The organism is Flavobacterium cheonanense (assembly GCF_039539185.1).
Classification (GTDB): domain Bacteria; phylum Bacteroidota; class Bacteroidia; order Flavobacteriales; family Flavobacteriaceae; genus Flavobacterium; species Flavobacterium cheonanense.
In genome coordinates this window covers 95,127-115,985 of sequence record NZ_BAABCT010000004.1, presented here as the reverse complement: position 1 = coordinate 115,985, position 20,859 = coordinate 95,127, and the positions used below count along the sequence as shown (strand labels likewise).

At 32.2% G+C, this 20,859-nt stretch carries 17 protein-coding genes; 7 read left to right on the top strand and 10 right to left on the bottom strand.

Annotated elements, in window-relative coordinates:
* The first annotated feature begins 411 nt into the window (after positions 1-411).
* Together ABD766_RS08885 and ABD766_RS08880 are read left to right on the top strand one after the other, a co-directional pair.
* Complete coding sequence (locus tag ABD766_RS08885; protein WP_344816341.1) at positions 412-858, top strand: DUF6934 family protein; 447 nt, start codon at positions 412-414, stop codon at positions 856-858.
* Between the two features lie 4 nt (positions 859-862).
* Complete coding sequence (locus ABD766_RS08880) at positions 863-1,021, top strand: hypothetical protein (RefSeq protein WP_344816340.1); 159 nt, start codon at positions 863-865, stop codon at positions 1,019-1,021.
* Positions 1,022-1,463: 442 nt separating this feature from the next.
* Here ABD766_RS08880 and acs read toward each other — a convergent pair whose 3' ends face one another.
* The 10 genes from acs to ABD766_RS08830 all read right to left on the bottom strand — a co-directional run bounded on the left by acs (position 1,464) and on the right by ABD766_RS08830 (position 13,747).
* Positions 1,464-3,371 carry an acetate--CoA ligase gene (acs, locus tag ABD766_RS08875; RefSeq protein ID WP_344816339.1) on the bottom strand — a complete coding sequence of 636 codons (1,908 nt, stop codon included), beginning with the start codon at positions 3,369-3,371 and terminating at the stop codon, positions 1,464-1,466.
* A gap of 159 nt (positions 3,372-3,530) precedes the next feature.
* A complete protein-coding gene (locus tag ABD766_RS08870; protein ID WP_344816338.1) occupies positions 3,531-5,426 on the bottom strand; it encodes an acetate--CoA ligase in 1,896 nt (631 codons plus the stop codon).
* Between the two features lie 131 nt (positions 5,427-5,557).
* A complete protein-coding gene (locus ABD766_RS08865) occupies positions 5,558-6,427 on the bottom strand; it encodes a winged helix-turn-helix domain-containing protein (protein ID WP_344816337.1) in 870 nt (289 codons plus the stop codon).
* A gap of 194 nt (positions 6,428-6,621) precedes the next feature.
* On the bottom strand, positions 6,622-6,987 hold the full coding sequence (locus ABD766_RS08860) for a response regulator transcription factor (protein ID WP_344816336.1): 366 nt from the start codon (positions 6,985-6,987) through the stop codon (positions 6,622-6,624).
* A gap of 100 nt (positions 6,988-7,087) precedes the next feature.
* The gene (locus ABD766_RS08855; RefSeq protein ID WP_344816335.1) at positions 7,088-9,781 is read right to left on the bottom strand and encodes an ATP-binding protein; all 2,694 of its coding nucleotides are present in this window, start codon (positions 9,779-9,781) and stop codon (positions 7,088-7,090) included.
* Entirely contained in the window at positions 9,774-9,968 is a 195-nt protein-coding gene (locus ABD766_RS08850) for a hypothetical protein (RefSeq protein WP_298303928.1), read from the bottom strand. The genes ABD766_RS08855 and ABD766_RS08850 overlap by 8 nt, the downstream gene beginning before the upstream one ends.
* A 225-nt stretch (positions 9,969-10,193) precedes the next feature.
* The gene (locus tag ABD766_RS08845; protein WP_298178020.1) at positions 10,194-10,409 is read right to left on the bottom strand and encodes a DUF6814 family protein; all 216 of its coding nucleotides are present in this window, start codon (positions 10,407-10,409) and stop codon (positions 10,194-10,196) included.
* Positions 10,410-10,420: 11 nt separating this feature from the next.
* Positions 10,421-11,959, bottom strand: coding sequence for an MFS transporter (locus ABD766_RS08840; protein WP_298303926.1), 1,539 nt, complete (start codon positions 11,957-11,959; stop codon positions 10,421-10,423).
* 30 nt (positions 11,960-11,989) lie between these two features.
* A complete protein-coding gene (locus ABD766_RS08835) occupies positions 11,990-13,228 on the bottom strand; it encodes a DcaP family trimeric outer membrane transporter (RefSeq protein WP_344816334.1) in 1,239 nt (412 codons plus the stop codon).
* A gap of 99 nt (positions 13,229-13,327) precedes the next feature.
* On the bottom strand, positions 13,328-13,747 hold the full coding sequence (locus tag ABD766_RS08830; RefSeq protein WP_298303922.1) for an IS1/IS1595 family N-terminal zinc-binding domain-containing protein: 420 nt from the start codon (positions 13,745-13,747) through the stop codon (positions 13,328-13,330).
* Positions 13,748-14,004: 257 nt separating this feature from the next.
* Here ABD766_RS08830 and ABD766_RS08825 point away from each other — a divergent pair, with 257 nt between their 5' ends.
* The 5 genes from ABD766_RS08825 (at position 14,005) to ABD766_RS08805 (ending at position 20,836) form a co-directional block, all read left to right on the top strand.
* Complete coding sequence (locus ABD766_RS08825) at positions 14,005-14,610, top strand: flavin reductase family protein (protein ID WP_344816333.1); 606 nt, start codon at positions 14,005-14,007, stop codon at positions 14,608-14,610.
* A gap of 50 nt (positions 14,611-14,660) precedes the next feature.
* Positions 14,661-16,982 carry an oxidoreductase gene (locus ABD766_RS08820; protein ID WP_344816332.1) on the top strand — a complete coding sequence of 774 codons (2,322 nt, stop codon included), beginning with the start codon at positions 14,661-14,663 and terminating at the stop codon, positions 16,980-16,982.
* Between the two features lie 78 nt (positions 16,983-17,060).
* Complete coding sequence (locus ABD766_RS08815) at positions 17,061-18,650, top strand: AMP-binding protein (protein WP_344816331.1); 1,590 nt, start codon at positions 17,061-17,063, stop codon at positions 18,648-18,650.
* 7 nt (positions 18,651-18,657) lie between these two features.
* Entirely contained in the window at positions 18,658-19,173 is a 516-nt protein-coding gene (locus ABD766_RS08810) for a hypothetical protein (protein ID WP_344816330.1), read from the top strand.
* A gap of 82 nt (positions 19,174-19,255) precedes the next feature.
* The gene (locus ABD766_RS08805; RefSeq protein ID WP_344816329.1) at positions 19,256-20,836 is read left to right on the top strand and encodes an FMN-binding glutamate synthase family protein; all 1,581 of its coding nucleotides are present in this window, start codon (positions 19,256-19,258) and stop codon (positions 20,834-20,836) included.
* Positions 20,837-20,859 lie beyond the last annotated feature (23 nt).

Genomic DNA, 20,859 nt, shown 5'->3' with positions numbered 1-20,859 from the left:
GTTGCACAACCACCATTTTTTAAAAATAAAATTGTAAATTATAAAAAAAACAACCTCTTTTAAAGCGATTTAATGGAGGTTTGTTTTTTAGCTAAAGTTCAAAATCGTAAATTTTTGATGGCTTAAAATCGGGCTTTTCAGGTCTATAAATGAACTTAAAAACGACACGAAATATCAGTGATTATCTTGTCATCTAAACTACTCATTTGTAGCTGGTGGCAGGAAATTCCTTGGATGTGTTGCATGGTTAAAAACACAAAATAGCTGTTTTTCTTACAAGTTTTTTACTATCTTTGTTTCAAAGATTGTGAAGTTTTTTCACAGTCTGACGTTGGCAGTAATTTAAAAAAACTGCACGAAAGAACATTATCGTAAAAAATTCATTATTTTTGTTTTTGAAATTTATAAGTAATGCAATATCCAAGATACGAATATTCAACTGAAGCTGAATTAAATATTTTTGAATTTGAAAGTATTGGTCCGAAAGGGAAAATAATCAAATTAGTGCAATACACAGAAATGAACATAAAAGGTTATTATAATCTAGCTTTTGGAGATTTAGACGTAAAAACAAGAGAAATAAATGATGGTGTAATAACGAATAATGGAGACGCAATAAAAGTTTTAGCAACTGTTGTTTCTACAGTTTATGCATTTACAGGTAAATATCCAGATGCTTATATTTTTGCAACTGGAAGTAATGATGCAAGAACAAGATTATACAGAATGGGTATTACAAATAATTTAGAAGAGTTGAAAAATGATTTTTATGTATATGGGTTAAGAAATGATGAAACATTTGAACCTTTTATAGTTGGAGAAGATTATTTAGGTTTTTTAATAACAAGAAAAAATTAAAATTATGAAAGTTGAAGATTTAAATAAAGCAAAAATACCAGTAGTTAAAATAAATAAAAAACTGGAAGAATTTAAAGGGAAAATATTGTTTCCTGAAAAACTTGAATTAGCAAATAAAATGCTAGATAAAGTAAAATTACCAAAAGTAGAAACTTCAAAATAACCTTCTGCCAACAGCAGTTACAAGAAATTGCTAGGTATGGCATTTATCAGAATTGGCAATTGTTGAATCAAAGTTTTGTCTACATTTGTAATTGTCAGTGAATGAAGTACGCAACCTCGCAAAGCAGCAAAACGTCAGGATGTGAAAAAACCCTGTTTTCTTCCGAATTACCAATTTTAATAACGCGATACTTTCTATTTAAGCTACGTTAAATTTTGATGTATTTTGAACTAAAAGTTATTTGAGCTAAAAACAGCTTTAAATAGGTCGTTTTTGCGTAATGTGTTATGATAATTCGGGCGAATATCCTCCAAAAGCTATGATATTATTCGTGAAATTTAATTATTACTTTATGATTCGTGAAAATTCGTGCCATTCGTGTCAAAATAAAAAAACTGCTCCGTTTCCAAAGCAGTCTTTAAACTAAATAAACTAAAATAAACTATAATTTTCCGTTTTTGATTTCGTCAACAATCTCAGGATTTAAAAGTGTTGAGATATCTCCGAAGTTCGAGAAGTCACCTTCTGCAATTTTTCTTAAAATTCTACGCATGATTTTTCCAGAACGTGTTTTTGGTAAACCGCTCACAAACTGAATTTTATCTAATTTCGCAATTGGTCCAATTTGATCAGAAATTTGTTGATTAATTTCTTTTGCCAAATTATCTCTATCACGACCTTCACCTCTTTCTTTTAAGATAACAAATCCGTAAAGCGCATTTCCTTTAATATCATGTGGGAAACCAACGATAGCACTTTCTGCCACAGCTGGATGTTCGTTGATAGCATCTTCAATTGGCGCTGTTCCTAAATTATGCCCAGAAACAATGATTACGTCGTCTACTCTACCGGTAATTCTGTAGTAACCTACTTCATCGCGCAAAGCTCCGTCACCTGTAAAATATTTTCCTGGGAAAGCTGTAAAATAAGTTTCTTTATAACGTTGATGATCACCCCAAATGGTTCGAGCCATCGATGGCCATGGGAATTTGATACACAAACTTCCTGTTACTTGGTTTCCTTCGATTTCGTTTCGCAATTCGTCCATTAAAACCGGTTGAATTCCTGGTAAGGGTAGCGAAGCATACGTTGGTTTTGTTGGTGTTACAAACGGAAGCGGCGAAATCATGATGCTTCCTGTTTCGGTTTGCCACCATGTATCTACTAACGGACAACGCTTTCCTCCTACGTGGTCGTTGTACCAGTGCCATGCTTCTTCGTTTATTGGCTCACCAACCGAACCAATAACTTTAAGTGAACTTAACGGAAAACGCTGCACGTAATCTAAACTCTCTTTTGCCAAAGCACGAATCGCAGTTGGAGCAGTATAAAACTGATTGACTTTATGTTTTTCTATTACTTCCCAAAAACGACTAAAGTCAGGATAAGAAGGAACGCCTTCAAAAATTACTGTAGTTGCACCATTTAAAAGTGGTCCGTAAAGAATATATGAATGTCCGGTAATCCAACCGATGTCGGCAGTACACCAATAAATATCATTTTCTTTATAATTGAATACATTTTTAAATGAATAGGCAGTTTGCACCATATAACCTGCGGTAGTATGCACCATTCCTTTAGGTTTTCCTGTTGAACCTGAGGTATAAAGAATAAATAACGGATCTTCTGCATCCATTATTTCGGCAACACAATTTGGAATTGAAGCATCCATCAACGGTTGCAACCATTGGTCACGACCTTCTTTCATTGTTACTTCCGAATTGGTTCTTTTTACAACCAAAACTTTTTCAACGCAAGGTGATTTTTCTAAAGCTTCATCTACAATTCCTTTTAGGTCGATGGCTTTATTTCCGCGGTAACTTCCGTCAGAAGTAATGACCATTTTACATTCAGAATCATTGATACGAGCCGAAACTGCTGAAGATGAAAATCCTGCAAAAACAACCGAATGTATGGCGCCAATTCGAGCACAAGCCAAAACAGAAACAGCCAATTCTGGAATCATTGGAAGATAAATACAAACTCTATCGCCTTTTTTAACTCCTTGTTCACGCAACACATTAGCCATTCTAGAAACTCTTGCGTATAATTCGTTGTAAGAAATATGTTGTGCCTCTTCGCTAGGATCGTTTGGCTCGAAAATGATAGCAGTCTTATCGCCTTTTTTAGCTAAATGTCTGTCAATACAGTTTTTAGTAATGTTCACTTTTGCATCAACAAACCATTTGAATTTAGCTTCTTGCATATCAAACTCCATTACTTTTTCCCATTTTTGGTACCAAGTAAAATTTTCATCGGCCACTCTGTCCCAAAATTTTCTTGGTTCACGAACTGATTTCTTATACATTTTAAAGTAATGCTCTAAATTGTCTATTGTATAGTAACTCATTGTTATTTTTTGTAATTAGTTAATAGTGACTAGTAAATAGTCATTTGGTTTTGTAAATATAAATAATCTATTTGTTAGAAAAAGATTTTTATTGCTAAATAGGTATAGATAGTAATTAGTTTAAACTGCTATTCACTTTTCACTAATTACTTTTCACTTTTACCTAAACGAACCTATTTTAGCTTTTTCAAATTCTTCTTTTACTTCGTCAATAATAGCTTCTTCATCAATAGTTGATGGAATTTGGAAGTTTTCACCGTCAGCGATACTTCTTAATAATTTACGTAAGATTTTACCCGAACGTGTTTTTGGCAATCTTTGAACAATTACAACATCTCGTAATGAAGCAACAGCACCAATTTGATCTCTAACCAAATGAACCACTTCGTGTTGCAATTGGAAATGCTCAATATCTTCACCAGATTTGTTTACAACTAATGCTAATGGAACTTGACCTTTCAATTCGTCATTAATTCCAATAACGGCGCATTCTGCAACCGAATGATGAGAGGAAACTATTTCTTCCATTTCAGCAGTTGATAGTCTATGACCTGCTACATTTATAACATCATCTACTCTACCTGTAATGAAAATATAGTTTTCATCATCTTTAAATCCGCCATCACCAGAGAAATAGTAACCTGGAAATTTATTTAAATAACCTGCTTTGAAACGCTGGTTATCTTTCCATAAATCAAGCATAGTTCCTGGTGGCAATGGTAATTTGATAACTACATAACCTTCTTCATTTGGGCCTAATTCTTGTCCGTTTTCACCAAATATTCTAATATCATAACCTGTTACTGCTTTTCCTGCAGAACCTGGTCTTATTGGTAAATACTCTACGCCCATCATATTCGCAATCATTGGCCAACCTGATTCTGTTTGCCACCAATGGTCAATTGCAGGAACTGGAATGTGTTCGCGATACCATTCTAATGTAGCTACATCGCAACGTTCACCTGCTAAGAATTGTGTTCTCAAACAAGACAAATCATATTGTTTGATAAATTCACCATTTGGATCTTCTTTTTTGATGGCACGAATGGCTGTTGGAGCTGTAAACATGATACTTACTTTATGCTCAGCAATCACTCTCCAAAACGTACTTGCATCTGGAGTTCTAATTGGTTTTCCTTCAAATATTACTGTTGTATTTCTATTAATTAATGGTCCGTAAACGATATAACTGTGTCCAACTACCCAACCCACATCGGAAGCAGCCCAAAAAACTTCGTCTTGTTTGGCTCCATAAATGTATTGCATTGAAAATTTAAGTGCCGTAGCATAACCACCTGTATCTCTGACAATTCCTTTTGGTTTTCCTGTAGTTCCAGAAGTGTATAAAACGTACAATGGATGTGTTGCATTTACAGGAACACATGGAGCTTCTTCTGAGCCATAAACTAGTGCATCATAATCGACATCATATTTTTTGAAAGGAATTCTCGCTCCTAATTTTCTATTGAAAACGATGACTTTTTTAGGTTTGTGCTCTGCTAATTCTATCGCTTCGTCCACTAAAGGTTTGTACGCAATTAATCGGTCTATTTCAATTCCTGAAGAGGCTGTGATTATTAACCTTGGCTTACAATCGTCGATTCTTATAGCTAACTCGTGCGGTGCAAAACCTCCAAAAACTACCGAATGCGTTACTCCTATTCTAGCGCAAGCCAACATGGCAAAAGCTGCTTGAGGAATCATTGGCATATAAATTACAGCCGTGTCACCTTTTTTCAATCCTAAAGAAATCATACCGCCAGCTAGTTTAGCTACTTCTGATTTAACTTCGTTATAAGTATATCGCTTTACATTTTGAGTTACTGGCGAATCGTAGATGATTGCCGTTTGATTTCCATAACCATCTTGAATATGCTTATCTAAAGCTAAATAACACATATTTAATTCTCCATCTTTAAACCATAATGGATAATCGTTTTCATCTTTTGATAAAATGGTAGATGGTTTTGTATACCACTCTATTTGGTCTGCTTGCTCTTTCCAAAATGCTTCAGGAGATTGAATACTTTGGTTGTAAAATTCTTGGTAATTCATTAGTATTGATTGGTTTGCGGTTGTTTTAATTACATAAGTAAATGTAAATAATTAATCAATACGAGTTAAAATATTCTTGCTAAATAGGTATATACGAAATCGTTTGCGTAATCCTCTATACAAACTAAAAACTAATTCTTAATTTCTAATTTATATCCTACACTATGAATGTTTACGATATTTATTGAAGAATCTTTATCTAATTTTTTTCTAAGTTTAGAAATAAACATATCTAAACTTCTAGTAACTATTACACCTTCGTTTTCCCAAATTTCCTTTTGCAAAGTATTTCTATCAATGATTTCATTTGGCGATGTTGAAAGAATATGTAATAATTTAGATTCTTTGGGAGTCAATGAAATTTGTTCGTTTTCAAATTGAAGTTGATTTTTTTGGAAGTAGAAACTATATTTACCTATTGCTATAATGCTTTCTTCGTCTGCAATAATAGTTTCTTTTTTACTTTTTGTATTTCTAAATCGCATCAAAAAGAAAAGTGAAACTGCTAAAATAAAAATAGCAAATAAGGTATATTTATTGAATAAATTATTAGATTTTGAAGCAAATTTTAAAGTTATAACATAACAATCTAGTGGCATTTTTCTTCCAACACATGCAATAACATTTTTACTTGAATCAGCATCAATATGAAAACCATAAACTATAGCTTCGTTGGAACATTTCTGAACTGAGACAGAATATTCTTTTGGAAAAGTACTTTTTGAAATGTTATTTTTAACAATGTTGATAAGAGAATCTGGAGCAAAAGCAAACTTATTTTCAAAGCTAATTTGAAATTCATTTTTAAAAATTACTTTTATAGGTAGTACTTTGGAAGTTTTATCATTGAAACTAATCAAAACCTCATGCCCTATTTTTCTTAATAGTATTTCATTTTTTGGATCATCAATTGCAGATTCTGTTAAATAGGAATAACAAAATGGAAGAGTAAATATGGCTAAGACAATTAAAAATAATGTGTAAATATGCTTTTGTTTCATATATGTAAAAGTTGCTTTTTAGCGGTCATATATGTTATCGCCTTTTATTTATTGGTGTTTGCTTAAGCAAACTTGTTATTAATTGCGATTTCATAAACCAAAAGTATTTAGTTTTTAGTTTATTAAAAATGTATTTAGTAAAGATTTACATTTTTTTTACAAACAATTTATTTAGAGTAGAATAAAAAACGCTATTATTTTGAAAGTAACTCCATCACTTGATCTACCACTTTTTTAATTGAAAATGGTTTTGTTAGATAAGCATCAGCACCAAGAGCCATACCTTTTTCAATGTCACTTTCTTTATTTTTAGCAGAAAGAAAAATTACTTTGGTGTGTTTTAAGTTGTCGTCTTTTCTAATTTGCTCAATGGTAGCATAACCATCAACCATAGGCATCATTACGTCAAGAATGATCATGTCTGGATAATTGGTTTTCACAATATCCAAAGCTTCTTGTCCATCACGTGCTATAAATACTTCAAAATTATTTTTTTTGAAAGTATATTCAAGTGACATCACAATGTTAGGTTCGTCGTCGACTATTAAAATCTTTTTCATTTTTATAATTCTATATTCAATTTAAACTTCAAAAATCAAATTTAAAATTCAATTTTACAATTATTTATCTTTGTTTCTGAAATCTGAAATCTGAAATCTACTAACTGAAATCTGTTTTTTGTTTCGGTAAAGTAAAAACAATACAAGCACCTTTTATACTTGGTTGTGCCCAAATTTTACCTTTATGATGGTCAATTATTTGTTTGCAAATTGCTAATCCTAATCCGCTACCAACAGGTTTTTTAATATTTTGATTGGTTGATTGATAAAATTTATCAAAAATGGCTTCAAAATCATTTGGGTTAATCCCTTTTCCGTTATCATGTACGAAAGTATGAATAAAATTATCTTTTTCAATAATTTGAATCGTAATTAATCCTTCGCTATCTGGACAAAATTTGATAGCATTTGATAATAAATTAGTTACAACTTGTACTATTCTATCTTCGTCGTAGAAAGCATTGATTTTATCTTTACTTTCAATATGAATCGTAATGCTTTTATTTCTAATGAGTTGTTGTAAAGGTTCAATAGATTTTTCTACTGTTGCAACCAAATTATTTTTACTTGGATTGATGGTTTGTTTTCCGGTTTCAAACTTTTCTAAATCCAAAATTTTATCAATCAAACGATTCAATCTGTCAGATTCAGAAATGATATTTTGAAGAAATTGCTTTTTCAATTCTTCTGGAATTTCGTCATCATCGTGCAAAATCTCGCTTGCTGCACGAATCGCGGTTATTGGCGTACGAAGTTCGTGAGTAACCGTATCTAAAAACTCATCTTTTTGTTTGTCTTTTATTATCAAAGATGCATTGGCATTCTGCAGTTTGGCTGTGATTTCTTTTAATTCGTTAGAAGTTTCGGTCAGCTTTTTATTAATGATGATGTTTTCTTTGGATTCTTCTAATATTTTTAAAACTTCAGGTAAGGTAATTTTTTCTTCTTTTACAACACTCGAAATCAATATTCTGGCTGAAGCTGTTCCTATATGACCAGTAAGAAGATTTTCGGCAAATTTGATTAATCTAGCATCAGCAAGTTCAATATTTTTATCGACATTATATTTTACATTGAAAATATTCATGGCGCGTTTGGTACGTTCTTCACCAAGAAAACGAATCAATACTTTTTCAATATCATTTCTGTAAGCGGTTCCTTTCCAAATAAATGCGTCTTCGTGATTGGTGATGTATTTATTTATATCAACAAACATTTCGGCATAATTACGTTCACGATAATTTCCTTTAAAACTTACAGAGACTGCAAAATATGTAACAGAATTAAACAACAAACTCCAAAATAATGCATGTGGAACCGGTTGCAAGTAATCCAAACCGAAAAGTTGGAATGGTTTTAACAATTGAAATCCCATGAAACCTTCAGAAATAAAATTGCTTGAACTATTCGTAATTCCGATAGCATAAGGAATTAGCAAAGTATAAATACAAATTGCAAATCCGACCAAAATACTATAAACAGCTCCTAATCGTGAACCTCTTCGCCAAAACAAAGCTCCGAAAAAAGCTGGAGCTAATTGTGAAATAATAACAAATGCAACCAATCCTATAGAAACTAAATTATAATCCAATCCGAAAAATCTGTAGATGAAATAGGATAAAATGATTAAGGAAAAAATACCTATTTTTCTACTATTCAAGATGCTTTTGCTACTAACAGAATCTACGCTTTTTAATTTTCCTAAAAGGTTGTAAGGAATTAAAATATTATTAGTAATCATGGTTGAAAGTCCGATAGATGAAACAACAATCATTGAAATTGCTGCAGAAAATCCACCAAGAAACACCATTACTGTTAACGTTTTTTCATCAAACAATTGTGGAATTAACAAAGAATAAGTATCAGAATTTACATTTTTTCCATCAAACAAAATATTTCCACCCCAAGCTATTGGATACACAAAAATATTAAACAATAAAAGATACAATGGAAATAACCAAACGGCAGTATTGATATGATTTTCGCGATTGTTTTCAATTACTGAAACTTGAAATTGCCTTGGTAAAAGAAAAATAGCAAACATAGAAAGCACGCAAAGTAAAAACCAATTGATTGCTTGTGGCAAACCTCCAATGGTATTTTTTTCTTTAAAATGTTCTAATAAACTTGCTTTTTGATAAATATCATCAAATCCATCAAAGACAAAAAAAGTAACGTAAACGCCAATGATGACAAAGAATACTAATTTTAAAACACTCTCCATTGCAACAGCAGTAACAATACCTTTTCGTTTTTCGGAAGCATCAACATATCGAGTTCCGTAATAAGAAGCAAAAAGTGCTAATGCAACTGCGACAAGTGTTGTAGTGTCATCAAAAATATTTTTACTTGTTGGCGTGTTGGTTACCACATGAAAAGTTTCAGAAATTGCTTTAAGTTGTAATGAAATATAAGGAATGATTCCTGTGAGACAGATAACTGTAACAATTGCTCCAAGAAATCTACTATTTCCGTAGCGTAGTGAAATAAAATCGGCAATACTTGAAATTTTGTTAACTCTCGAAATTCGGATAATTTTTCGGAGAATTAATATCCATGATGGTGCAATAATTATTGGTCCGAGATATATTGGAAGATAACTTAAACCGCTATCAGCTGCAACGCCAATACTTCCGTAGTACGTCCAAGCGGTACAATAAACGGCTAATGATAAAGTATAAACATAAGGATTATTTGTCCATTTACTGTTACCTTTTTTCTCTGCCCAGTGAGCGATGTAAAAAAGAACAGCTAAATATCCTGAAAGAATTATTAAAAGCGCTATACTATTCATTGTATCGTTTTACAATTAAAAGTGAAACCAAAATTGAAAACAACCAAATAGAGAAAAAGTAAATGTAAACTACAGGAAAACCAAGAAAATTTTGTGCAGAATCAAATAGCAATGCAATAGGAAGATTAAAACCTATTAACAAGACTATAGAAACGATAACTAATTTTTGTTGATGTCTTTTTTTCATTTTATGCTGAATTTACTTTTTCTGAATTCATTTCAGAATTTCAGTATCATATTTAGCCACGAATTACACAAATTAACACAAATTCAAGTTGGATAATTTTCACGAATTTAAACAAAGTTTTCAAACTCTTAAACTTTTAAACTCTTAAACTTTTAAACCTTCTGTTATAAATGCTCAAAAGCCCTTAAGTGAATAAGAGCTTCTGAGACTAACCAATAAAATTATTTAATCTTCGTATTCATCGGTGATTGCATACCAACCAAAAATGGTTAAACCAGTAACAATCATAGGTAATAATATGAAGAAAACAATAATTCCAAAAACTAAATCGTCTTGTTTTCCTGTAGTTAATTTATAACCAAAGATTCCAATTGAAAAGTAAGCAACTGCTGCAGCAAGAGCAATCCAAACAATTCCTAAATATTTTTTTAATGCGTTCATAGTTTTATATTTTAGTCGTGAAGAGTATTAATTTTTCTATCAATGTAAATCATTCCGATAACGAAACAAACTGCGGCAATACCAATTGGATACCATAATCCTTCAAGGTAAAATTCTACATCGCCTGCTTCTTTTGCATTCGTTACAAAGTAAGTTGAAATTGCAGGAAGTAATCCTCCAAAGATACCATTTCCAACGTGATAAGGCAATGACATAGACGTATATCTAATTTTAACTGGGAACATTTCTACAAGGAATGCAGCAATTGGACCATAAACCATGGTTACAAAAATTACTTGAATGAAAACCATAAAAATTAAGAACCAACGATCACTATTGTTAATCATTTTGGTAACTTTAGTTTCAATTTTGTCTTTTCCTTTGTCGTCAACCATTACTTTTCCTGCTTCAAAATGGATAGTTTTGATTTCTTCAACTGTAGTTCCATCTGTGTAAGCTTTTGTAGTTGTATAGATTGAATCCATTTTTGTAGCATCAACTTCTTTGATAGAAGGAACTACTTTCGTTTGAGCAACAATTTCGGTTTTCTTAGTCAAATCTGTTGAATTATACATTGCTCTATAAATTGGACGATATAATAAAATCGCTAATAACATTCCTGCCATCATAATCGATTTTCTACCCCATTTATCACTTAACCATCCAAAAAACACGAAGAATGGAGTTCCAAGAATTAATGCTACTCCTAGAAGCATATCAACTTGTGAAGAATCAATACTTTGAACTGTTTTCAAGAAATTCATTGCATAGAATTGTCCAGTGTACCAAACAACACCTTGTCCCATTGTAGCACCAAATAATGCAAGAAGAACGAATTTTAAATTGAATTTATTTCCAAAACTTTCTTTTAAAGGATTAGTAGAAGTTTTTCCTTCTGCTTTAGTTTTTGCGAAAGCTGGAGATTCGTGCATATTTTTACGAATCAAGTAGGATACATAAACCATTAAGATTGAAACCCAAAATGGTACTCTCCAACCCCATTCGTCAAACGCTTCTTTTGATAATGATGCTTTTGTAATTAAAATTACCATTAACGAAATAAATAAACCTACAGTTGCTGTTGTTTGAATCCATGAAGTCCAATATCCTTTTTGTCCTGCTGGCGCGTGTTCTGCAACATAAGTTGCGGCTCCACCATATTCTCCTCCAAGAGCTAAACCTTGAAGTAAACGAAGAATTAATACTAAAATCGGAGCTGCAAAACCAATAGTTTCATAACTTGGAATACATCCAATTACAAATGTTGCTCCACCCATTAACATTAACGTTACCATGAACGTATACTTTCTTCCAATTAAATCACCTAATCTACCGAAGAAAAGTGCTCCAAACGGACGTACTACGAAACCAGCAGCAAATGTTGCTAACGTTGACAAGAAAGCAGCTGTTGGATTATCTGTTGGAAAGAATTTGGTAGATAATACTACGGCCAAACTACCGAAGATGTAAAAGTCATACCATTCAATCATTGTTCCCATTGAGGAAGCGGAAATTACTTTCCAAATACCTGTTGTTTTTTTATCGCTCATATTTATATAGTTTTTAGTTTTTAATAATTTTTAAAATGAATACACAGCAGAAACTGTTGCTCTAAAATTTCCAACTTTATTTTCGGCTCCAGAAATTGATAAATCATTTTGTGTTTTTCCGTGAGTAGCAGCAGTATATTCTAATTCTGGTGTTAATCTGAACTTATTTTGTTTAAAGTCTACTCTTGCAGAAGCTCTCCACATATCTTTTACTCCACGTGTTGCATTAATTCCTCTTGCATAAATATTAGCTGGTGCAACTGATGATGAGGTTCCTTCTTGATTTGTATAACCAAAGAAAAATCCTGGTGCAGTTTTTTTGCTGTTACTAGCAATATCAATCCAAACTGAATTAGTTTTAATTCCTTCGTATGTAACAGGTTGAGTGCCATTTGCATAACTTGCATATCCACCAAGCATTACAAGATGGTGAAGATTTTCACCTGTAATTCCATATGCTTTTATATGAAATTTTTCGTTGTTATATTTGAAATATCCAACAAGTGATGTGGAATTTAAAGTTTCGTTAGATTTTAAACCATTAGACTCAATTAATGGTTTATTTGGATAAAATTCAGCTCCTAAACCAGCTAAAACTGATTTGTTTCTGAATTCAATTTTACCGTGCATTGCAGGAATTACACTATTATAAACAGGAGAGTTTTGATTTCCATCTGCAGGAAATGCTCCAAATTCTCTGTCTTTGTAGGCTATAAAAGAAAATCTAAATTTATCGTTCAATTTTTGATCAATTCTAAACTGAGTTGCCCATCCAAACGGATTGAAAGGAATTCCAGTAGAGAAGTTTGCAACACCAGGAAAAACTTCAGGTATAAAAGTAGGATACCAAGTTTGTCCAAAAGTTATTGCTGTTTTTTCCCAATCAAGTTTAGCATAAGCGTGTCTTAATCTAAGCAAACCTATTGACTGCTGTGTGTTTCCAAAAAAGTCACCTTCCAAAACTCCAGAAACTTTTGCACCCCAAACATTTGGACCTGTTGCCTTAACACCTAATCTTGAAACTACAGACAAAAAGTTTGATGCGCCTGTTTGATTGATATCCTCTCCATTAGTATCAAGTTTTTCATCTAATGGCCACAGATTTAAGTGATATTCTCTTACTTGTGCTGATTGTCTTGTATCCCAACTATAATCAACACGGGCAAAACCATATACATCAACTTTATAGGGCACTTCCTGAGCTTTTTGCTCTTGAGAAAATACTAAGGATGAAAATAGTATTGTAATAATTAATAATTTTTTTTTCATAAGGTTTAAAATTTGGTTAGTAATTTATTTTTGCTTGACCAAATTCTAAATTTTTGTTAATGAAAAAAATTATGATATATATTTATGTTAATACTATAGTTAATCCTTGAAACGTTCCCATTTTATTAGCATAAATTTATCTCCAAGTTCGGTAATAATCATACCAGCTCCTTTTAATTGGTCTTTATTCTTTAAAAATTCTACCAATTCTAAGTGGTTATATATCTTATAAGTAGGATGATAATCGGTATGATTGGGTTTTGTTACTTTATATTCCTTAACCCAATTACTAACAGTTACATGAGAAACACCGATAATGCGCTCTATTTCTCTAAAACTCAAACCTTCCAAATAAAGTTGTAAAGCCTTAGTAACATAGTAACTATCAATCTTTTTTCCGAGTTTATTTACGGTAAAGTAATAATTGCATTTTTTACATAAAAACCTTTGTCTGTCTTTGATTACACCACTTTTTACAATGTTGTCACTTTGACATTTTGGACACGCTAAAATCTCCATATATATAAATTTTGCATAAATATACTAATTTAGCAAATATACAAAAACATTTTTGCTATTTTTTTTAGTATAAAATTATATAGTATGCAATTTTACTGGGAAATTATTTCATTTATACTAATTTTTAGCTAAAAATTACTTTTTCAATGGTTTAAATAGCCCTTTCAATATAAAATATATAAAGTTGATAATTTTTAGCAATCGATTTTAGAATATTCCTATTAATTTCATTTAATTTGTAAAAACAATACAACAAAATGCAATTTGATCCTAAAGAACTAGAGCAATCTGCCATATACAAACTTCTAACTGGTTCAGTAATTCCTAGACCAATAGGTTGGATATCTACTATTGATGAAGAGGGAATCAATAATTTAGCACCATTCTCCTATTTCAATATTTTAGGAGACGACCCACCTCACGTAATGTTTTCTACAAGAAGAGATAATAATAGTAATAAAGATACTTTAAATAATGTATTAGCGAATAAACAATTTGTAGTTAATATGGTCACTGAAAATGTAGTTGAGGCAATGAATACAACTGCTGCAAGTGTAGCTTCGGATATAGACGAATTTCAATTAGCTAAAGTCACTCCTATCTCATCACTTCTTGTAAAACCAATGCGCGTTAAAGAAAGTCCAATTCATTTTGAATGCGAAATGGTACATCATTATTTTCTTGAAGACCATAATCAAGGTGGCGCATGCGTTGTTATAGGAAGAATTGTAATGATGCACTTTGATGACAAGGTTCTTTTAGATGACTACAAAATCAATATGGAAAATTACAAACCTGTTTCAAGATTAGCAGGTTCAAATTATAGTAAAATTGGAGAAATATTCTCTATCAAAAGAAGTTAAACAAATAATAGAAGTATCTTAATTGAGATACTGAAACAAGTTCAGTATAAATGAAAATAGCAGTAATTGGTGGTGGTCCTGGTGGACTTTACTTTTCAATCCTTACAAAAAAAGCAATGCCACATTGCCAAATCGATATTTACGAACGTAATAAATCGGACGACAGTTTTGGTTTTGGTGTAGTGTTTTCCGATGAAACTTTGGGAGAATTTCTAAAGCGTGACATGCAATCGTATGAACTCATTCGTAGCAAATTTGCCTATTGGGATGATATTATAATTGCTCGTGACGGACAAACTGTAAACATAGCAGGAAATGGATTTTGCGGATGTTCAAGAAAAACTTTACTACAATTATTACAACAAAGATGCATAGAAGAAGGTGTGAATTTGCATTTCGAACACAATGTAGATGATTTGAGTCAATTTGAAGATGCTGATATTATTATCGCTTCTGATGGAATTGGAAGTCAAATACGAACAAAATTTGCATCAGAATTTGGAACCAAAATCGAACTAAAGCAAAACCGATTTGTGTGGTTGGGCTCAACAAAACCATTAGACGCATTCACCTATTTTTTCAGAAATACTGAACACGGATTAATTGTAGCACATTCCTATCAATATGAAGCCGGAATGAGTACTTGGATATTTGAATGTTCTGACGAGACTTGGCAAAAATTCCAATTTGAAGTTACTAACGAAGAAGATACGATAGCAAAAATTGCTGAAATTTTCAAAGAAGAACTCGATGGTCATCCACTAATTTCTAACAAATCACATTGGCGCCAATTCCCACATGTAACTAATGAAAATTGGTATCATAAGAATATAGTTTTACTTGGAGACGCTAAAGCTACAGCTCATTATTCAATTGGTTCAGGAACAAAATTAGCGATGGATTCTGCTATAGGTTTGTTTGATGCATTGATGGAGAATCCAAACGATGTTCAAGCAGTTTTTCAACATTATGATAAATCCCGAAGAAATACTGTAGAAATGATTCAGTATGCTGCGTTAGTATCGTTAGATTGGTTTGAAAATATGAACCGACACAATCAGCATCCTTTTTATCAATTTGCTTTCGGATGTATGACACGTGCTAAAAAAGTAACTTATGAAAACTTGCGTTTGCGTGATAAATCATTTACAGATAAAGTTTTAGAAGAATTTTTGTTGGCTTCGAGTGCCTCAGGCAACAAAAATGAAACGTTGTATAAGGCTCTCGAAGGCAAAAGTGCTGCTTTCTCTCCATTCAAATTAAGAAATTTAGAATTACAAAACCGAATTACAATGTCATCAATGGGACAATATTCGGCAGAAAACGGATTAGTTAACGATTGGCATTTTCAACATTATACCTCAAGAGCCATTGGTGGATTAGGATTGATTTTAACGGAAATGACAGCAGTTTCAGAAACTGGACGCATTACTTTAGGTTGTGCAGGTATATATCATGATAATCAAATAGTTGAATGGAAACGAATAAATGATTTTATTCATAAAAACACACAGACTAAAATCGGAATTCAATTAGGTCATTCTGGTAGAAAAGGTTGCTCTAAAATTCCTTGGGAAGATAGTTTTTCTGGAGAAAGTTGGGAATTACTTAGTGCGTCTGCAATTCCATTTAATGAAAATTCTGCAACACCAAAAGAAATGACTTTAGCTGACATGGATTTAGTTACTTCACAATTTGTTCAAGCAACCATAAATTCAGACAAAGCTGGATTTGATTTAATCGAATTACAAGCGCATCATGGATTTTTATTAGCTTCTTTCCTATCGCCATTAACTAATAATAGAACTGATGAATTTGGCGGAACTGTTGAAAACCGATTGAAATTTCCATTAAGAGTTTTTACAGAAATGCGAAATGTTTTCCCAAAAGAAAAACCAATGTCAGTCAGAATTTCAGCAACCGATTGGGCAGAAAACGGAATTTCAGAAGAGGACGTAATCATAATTGCAACAGCTTTTAAAAATGCTGGAGTAGATATAATCAATGTTTCGACAGGAAATACGGTTGCAAATCAGAAACCAATAACCGGTAGAATGTGGCAAACACCTTTTTCAGATGTGGTAAGAAATACAGTTCATATTCCAACGATTACTGCTGGCTACATTCAAGATATTGATCAAATAAACACAATCATTTTAAACGGAAGAGCCGATTTAGTAGCTTTAGGAAGACCATTGTTATTAGATGCAAATTTTGTTAGAAACGCACAAGCTTATGAACAATTTCAACCCAATGACATTCTAAATCAATACAAAATGGGAATTTCACATTTATATCCATTAAAAGCTTCTGAAAGAAAACAAGCGGAAGGAATGAAAAAAGCTTTGAAACCGAAGAGTAATAAGAAGTAAAAACTGTATACTGTATAATTTTATATTGTAAAATTGAATCAATATACATTTATACAATATACGATATACAATTTTCAAATGAAACACTACGAAGATAATTTTGCACACTTAAACCTACCAAGTTTAGACTTGCAGCCAAATTATGTTTTTACTGATTTACCGCAATTTCAACATCCTGAAATGCTGAATTGTGTTGAAAAATTATTAGACAATCACATCAAAGAAGGTCGTGGAAACAACATTTGCATTAGAACTTTTGAAGAAACTTGGACGTATCAAGATTTATTTGAAAAAGCCAATCAAATCGCTCATGTTTTAGTAGATGATTTAGGTTTGAAATCAGGAAACAGAGTTTTAATTCGTTCGGCTAATAATCCAATGATGGTAGCTTGTTGGTTTGCTATTTTAAAAGCAGGTGGAATTGTTGTTGCCACTATGCCTCTACTTCGTTCAAAAGAATTAACAACTATAATTGAATGTGCAGAAATTTCTCATGCATTTTGTGATAAAGAATTAGAAGAAGAAATCCATTTGGTGAAATCTGATTTTTTAAAGAAAACCTGTTTCTATGGTAATTCTCAATTAGAAGAATTGATGGCTTCTAAACCAAAAACATTCGATAATTATCATTCAAAATCCGATTCGGTGGCTTTAATTGGATTCACATCTGGAACTACAGGTTTGCCCAAAATGACATCGCACTATCATAGAGATATTTTGAATATCTGTGAATGTTTTCCACAATATTCGCTGCAACCGACTCAAAATGATATTTTTACAGGAAGTCCACCATTAGGTTTTACCTTTGGTTTAGGCGGATTGGTTTTGTTTCCAATGTATTTTGGAGCTTCTACTTTTTTAATTGAAAAACCTAGTCCTGATTTGTTATTAAAAGCAATTCAAGATCATAAAGTTACGATATGTTTTACAGCTCCAACAGCTTGGAGAATCATCACAACTAAGGTAAAAGAGTTTAATATTTCTAGCTTACGCAAATGTGTTTCGGCTGGCGAAACCTTACCGTTAAAGGTTTGGCAAGATTGGTATGATGCTACAGGATTGAAAATTATTGACGGAATTGGAGCAACAGAAATGCTACATATTTTTATTTCATCCAATGAAGAAAACATGAAACCTGGTGCAACAGGATTAGCCATCACAGGTTATGAAGCCAAAATTATTGATGCAAAAGCAAATGAATTACCAAGAAATGAAGCAGGAAGATTAGCCGTTAGAGGTATTACAGGTTGTAAATACCTAAATCGCGAAGACAAACAAAAAGAATATGTTGAAAGCGGTTGGAACATCACTGGCGATATTTTCCGTCAAGATGAAGAAGGCTATTTCTGGTTTGTAGCTCGTGGCGATGACATGATTATTTCTTCAGGATACAACATTGCCGCAATTGAAGTAGAATCTGTACTTTTAACACATGAAGATATTCTAGAATGTGCAGTAGTAGGAATGCCAGATGAAGAACGCGGAATGTTAGTTTGTGCACATATTGTTCTAAATGATCAATCTAAAGCAACAGATGCGATGAAAAACCGTATCCAACATTGGTTCAAAGAAGTAGCTGCTCCTTATAAATATCCAAGAGTAATTAATTTTATAGAAGCATTACCCAAAACAGAAACAGGAAAAATTCAACGATTTAAGTTGAAATAGTATCAAGATGAAAGTATTAAGTATTAAGATTTTATTTATAAATTGTTTATTTCTATTTGTTTTGTTTTTAACAAATTCATGCAACACTACTTTTAGAAAAGAAATAAATTCATCATTTGAAAAAACAAAACGAATCGATATTTTGGCATACATTGATAGAAATCAGTGGGATGAAGAAGATAATCCTAATTATTTAAAATTAAATTATATAAAAAATTGCAAACTCGAAATTAATAAAAAGTATCTCAAAAATAGAATGACCTTAAATGAATACCAAACAATAGTGCTAAAAGAAAGATTATCAAAATGTGAAATAGAAAATTGGGGTGCAAAATGCTATAATCCAAGACACGCACTATTATTTTATGATAAAAATGATAAAATATATGGTTATATAGAAATGTGTTTTGATTGCAATGGAAGTAAAAGTTCTGAAAACTTTAAAGCCTTTTCAGGATGCGCACTTGGTTTAAAGGAAACCCTAAAAGAATTTGGAATAACCTATTTTAATGAGGATAAATAATAGTAAGTTGAAATAAAAATTCGTGAAATAATAACAAAAATAGAATTCGTGCAAATTCGTGCAATTCGTGTTCAAAATAATAATGAGAAAAGCATTTCTAATAATAAGCATCACCATTCTTTCCTTAACAGGAATATTAATCTACGTCAATTGGAAATTTAGTTTTCTACTTTTAATATTTATTCCATTGATTTTAATGGGATTATATGATATGTATCAATCCAAAAAAACCATTCGTAAAAATTTTCCTTTACTCGGAAGAATGCGTTATTTATTAGAAGGGCTTGGTCCAGAAATTCGTCAATATTTTGTAGAAACCGATTTAGAAGGAAAACCATTCAATCGTTTGCAAAGAAGTATTGTCTATCAACGAAGTAAAAAAGAGTCTGATTCCATGCCTTTTGGAACACAATTAGATGTTTATCAAGATGGTTATGAGTGGATTAATCATAGTATTCGTGCCATTCCTTTTTCTAAAGTAAATGAAAATCCTAAAGTTCATATTGGATCGTCTCAATGTACTAAACCTTATAATGCAAGTATGTTCAATATTAGCGCCATGAGTTTTGGTTCGTTGAGCAAAAATGCCATTTTAGCACTGAATAACGGAGCAAAACAAGGCGGATTTTATCATAATACTGGCGAAGGTGGACTTTCTCCTTATCATCTTCAAGGTGGTGATGTCGTTTGGAATATCGGAACCGGCTATTTCAGTTGTCGCACCGATGAAGGAAAATTCAATTATGACGAATTTGTAAAAAGAGCCACTTTAGATAATGTCAAAATGATTGAAATTAAGTTTTCTCAAGGAGCAAAACCTGGACATGGAGGAATTTTACCAAAAGAAAAAGTAACCGATGAAATTGCAGCCATTCGTTTGGTTTCAAAAGGTCAAGATATTTTATCACCACCAACCCACTCTGCTTTTACAACACCTTTAGAATTAATGGATTTTGTAAAATTATTGCGAAAAGGTTCTGAAGGAAAACCTATTGGAATCAAAATTTGCATCGGAAATAAATCAGAGTTTTTGTCGATTTGTAAAGCAATGGTCGAAAGCAAAACGTATTTAGATTTCATAACGGTTGACGGTGGCGAAGGTGGAACTGGCGCAGCACCTCAAGAATATTCAGATCACGTTGGAATGCCTTTGCGAGATGCAATTGCCTTTGTTTATGATGCTTTAAATGGTTTCGGAATCAAAGATCAAATCAAAATAATTGCTTCTGGAAAAGTTATTACAGGTTTTGATATTGTTCGTACACTTTCATTAGGTGCCGATTTATGTAACTCAGCTCGCGGAATGATGTTTGCTTTGGGCTGTATTCAAGCGCTCGAATGCCACAACAACACTTGTCCAACAGGAGTTGCGACGCAAAATCCCGATTTAATGAAAGGATTAGTTCCTGAAGAAAAAAGCATTCGTGTAGCGCGTTTCCAACACGAAACCGTTAAATCTGCCATGGATTTAATGGCTTCAGCAGGATTGTCGCATCCCGACGAAGTAACTCGTGACGTAATCACCACAAGAATCGACCGAAACAAAGTAGAAACCTTTGCCGAAATATTTCCCGAATTAGAAACCGGTTGTTTATTATTTGAAAGCACAGTTCCAAAAGAATTTTTGTATTTTTGGAGAAAAGCAAGTAGTGAGAAATTTTAATTTGTTCAAAAATCAAAAATCGT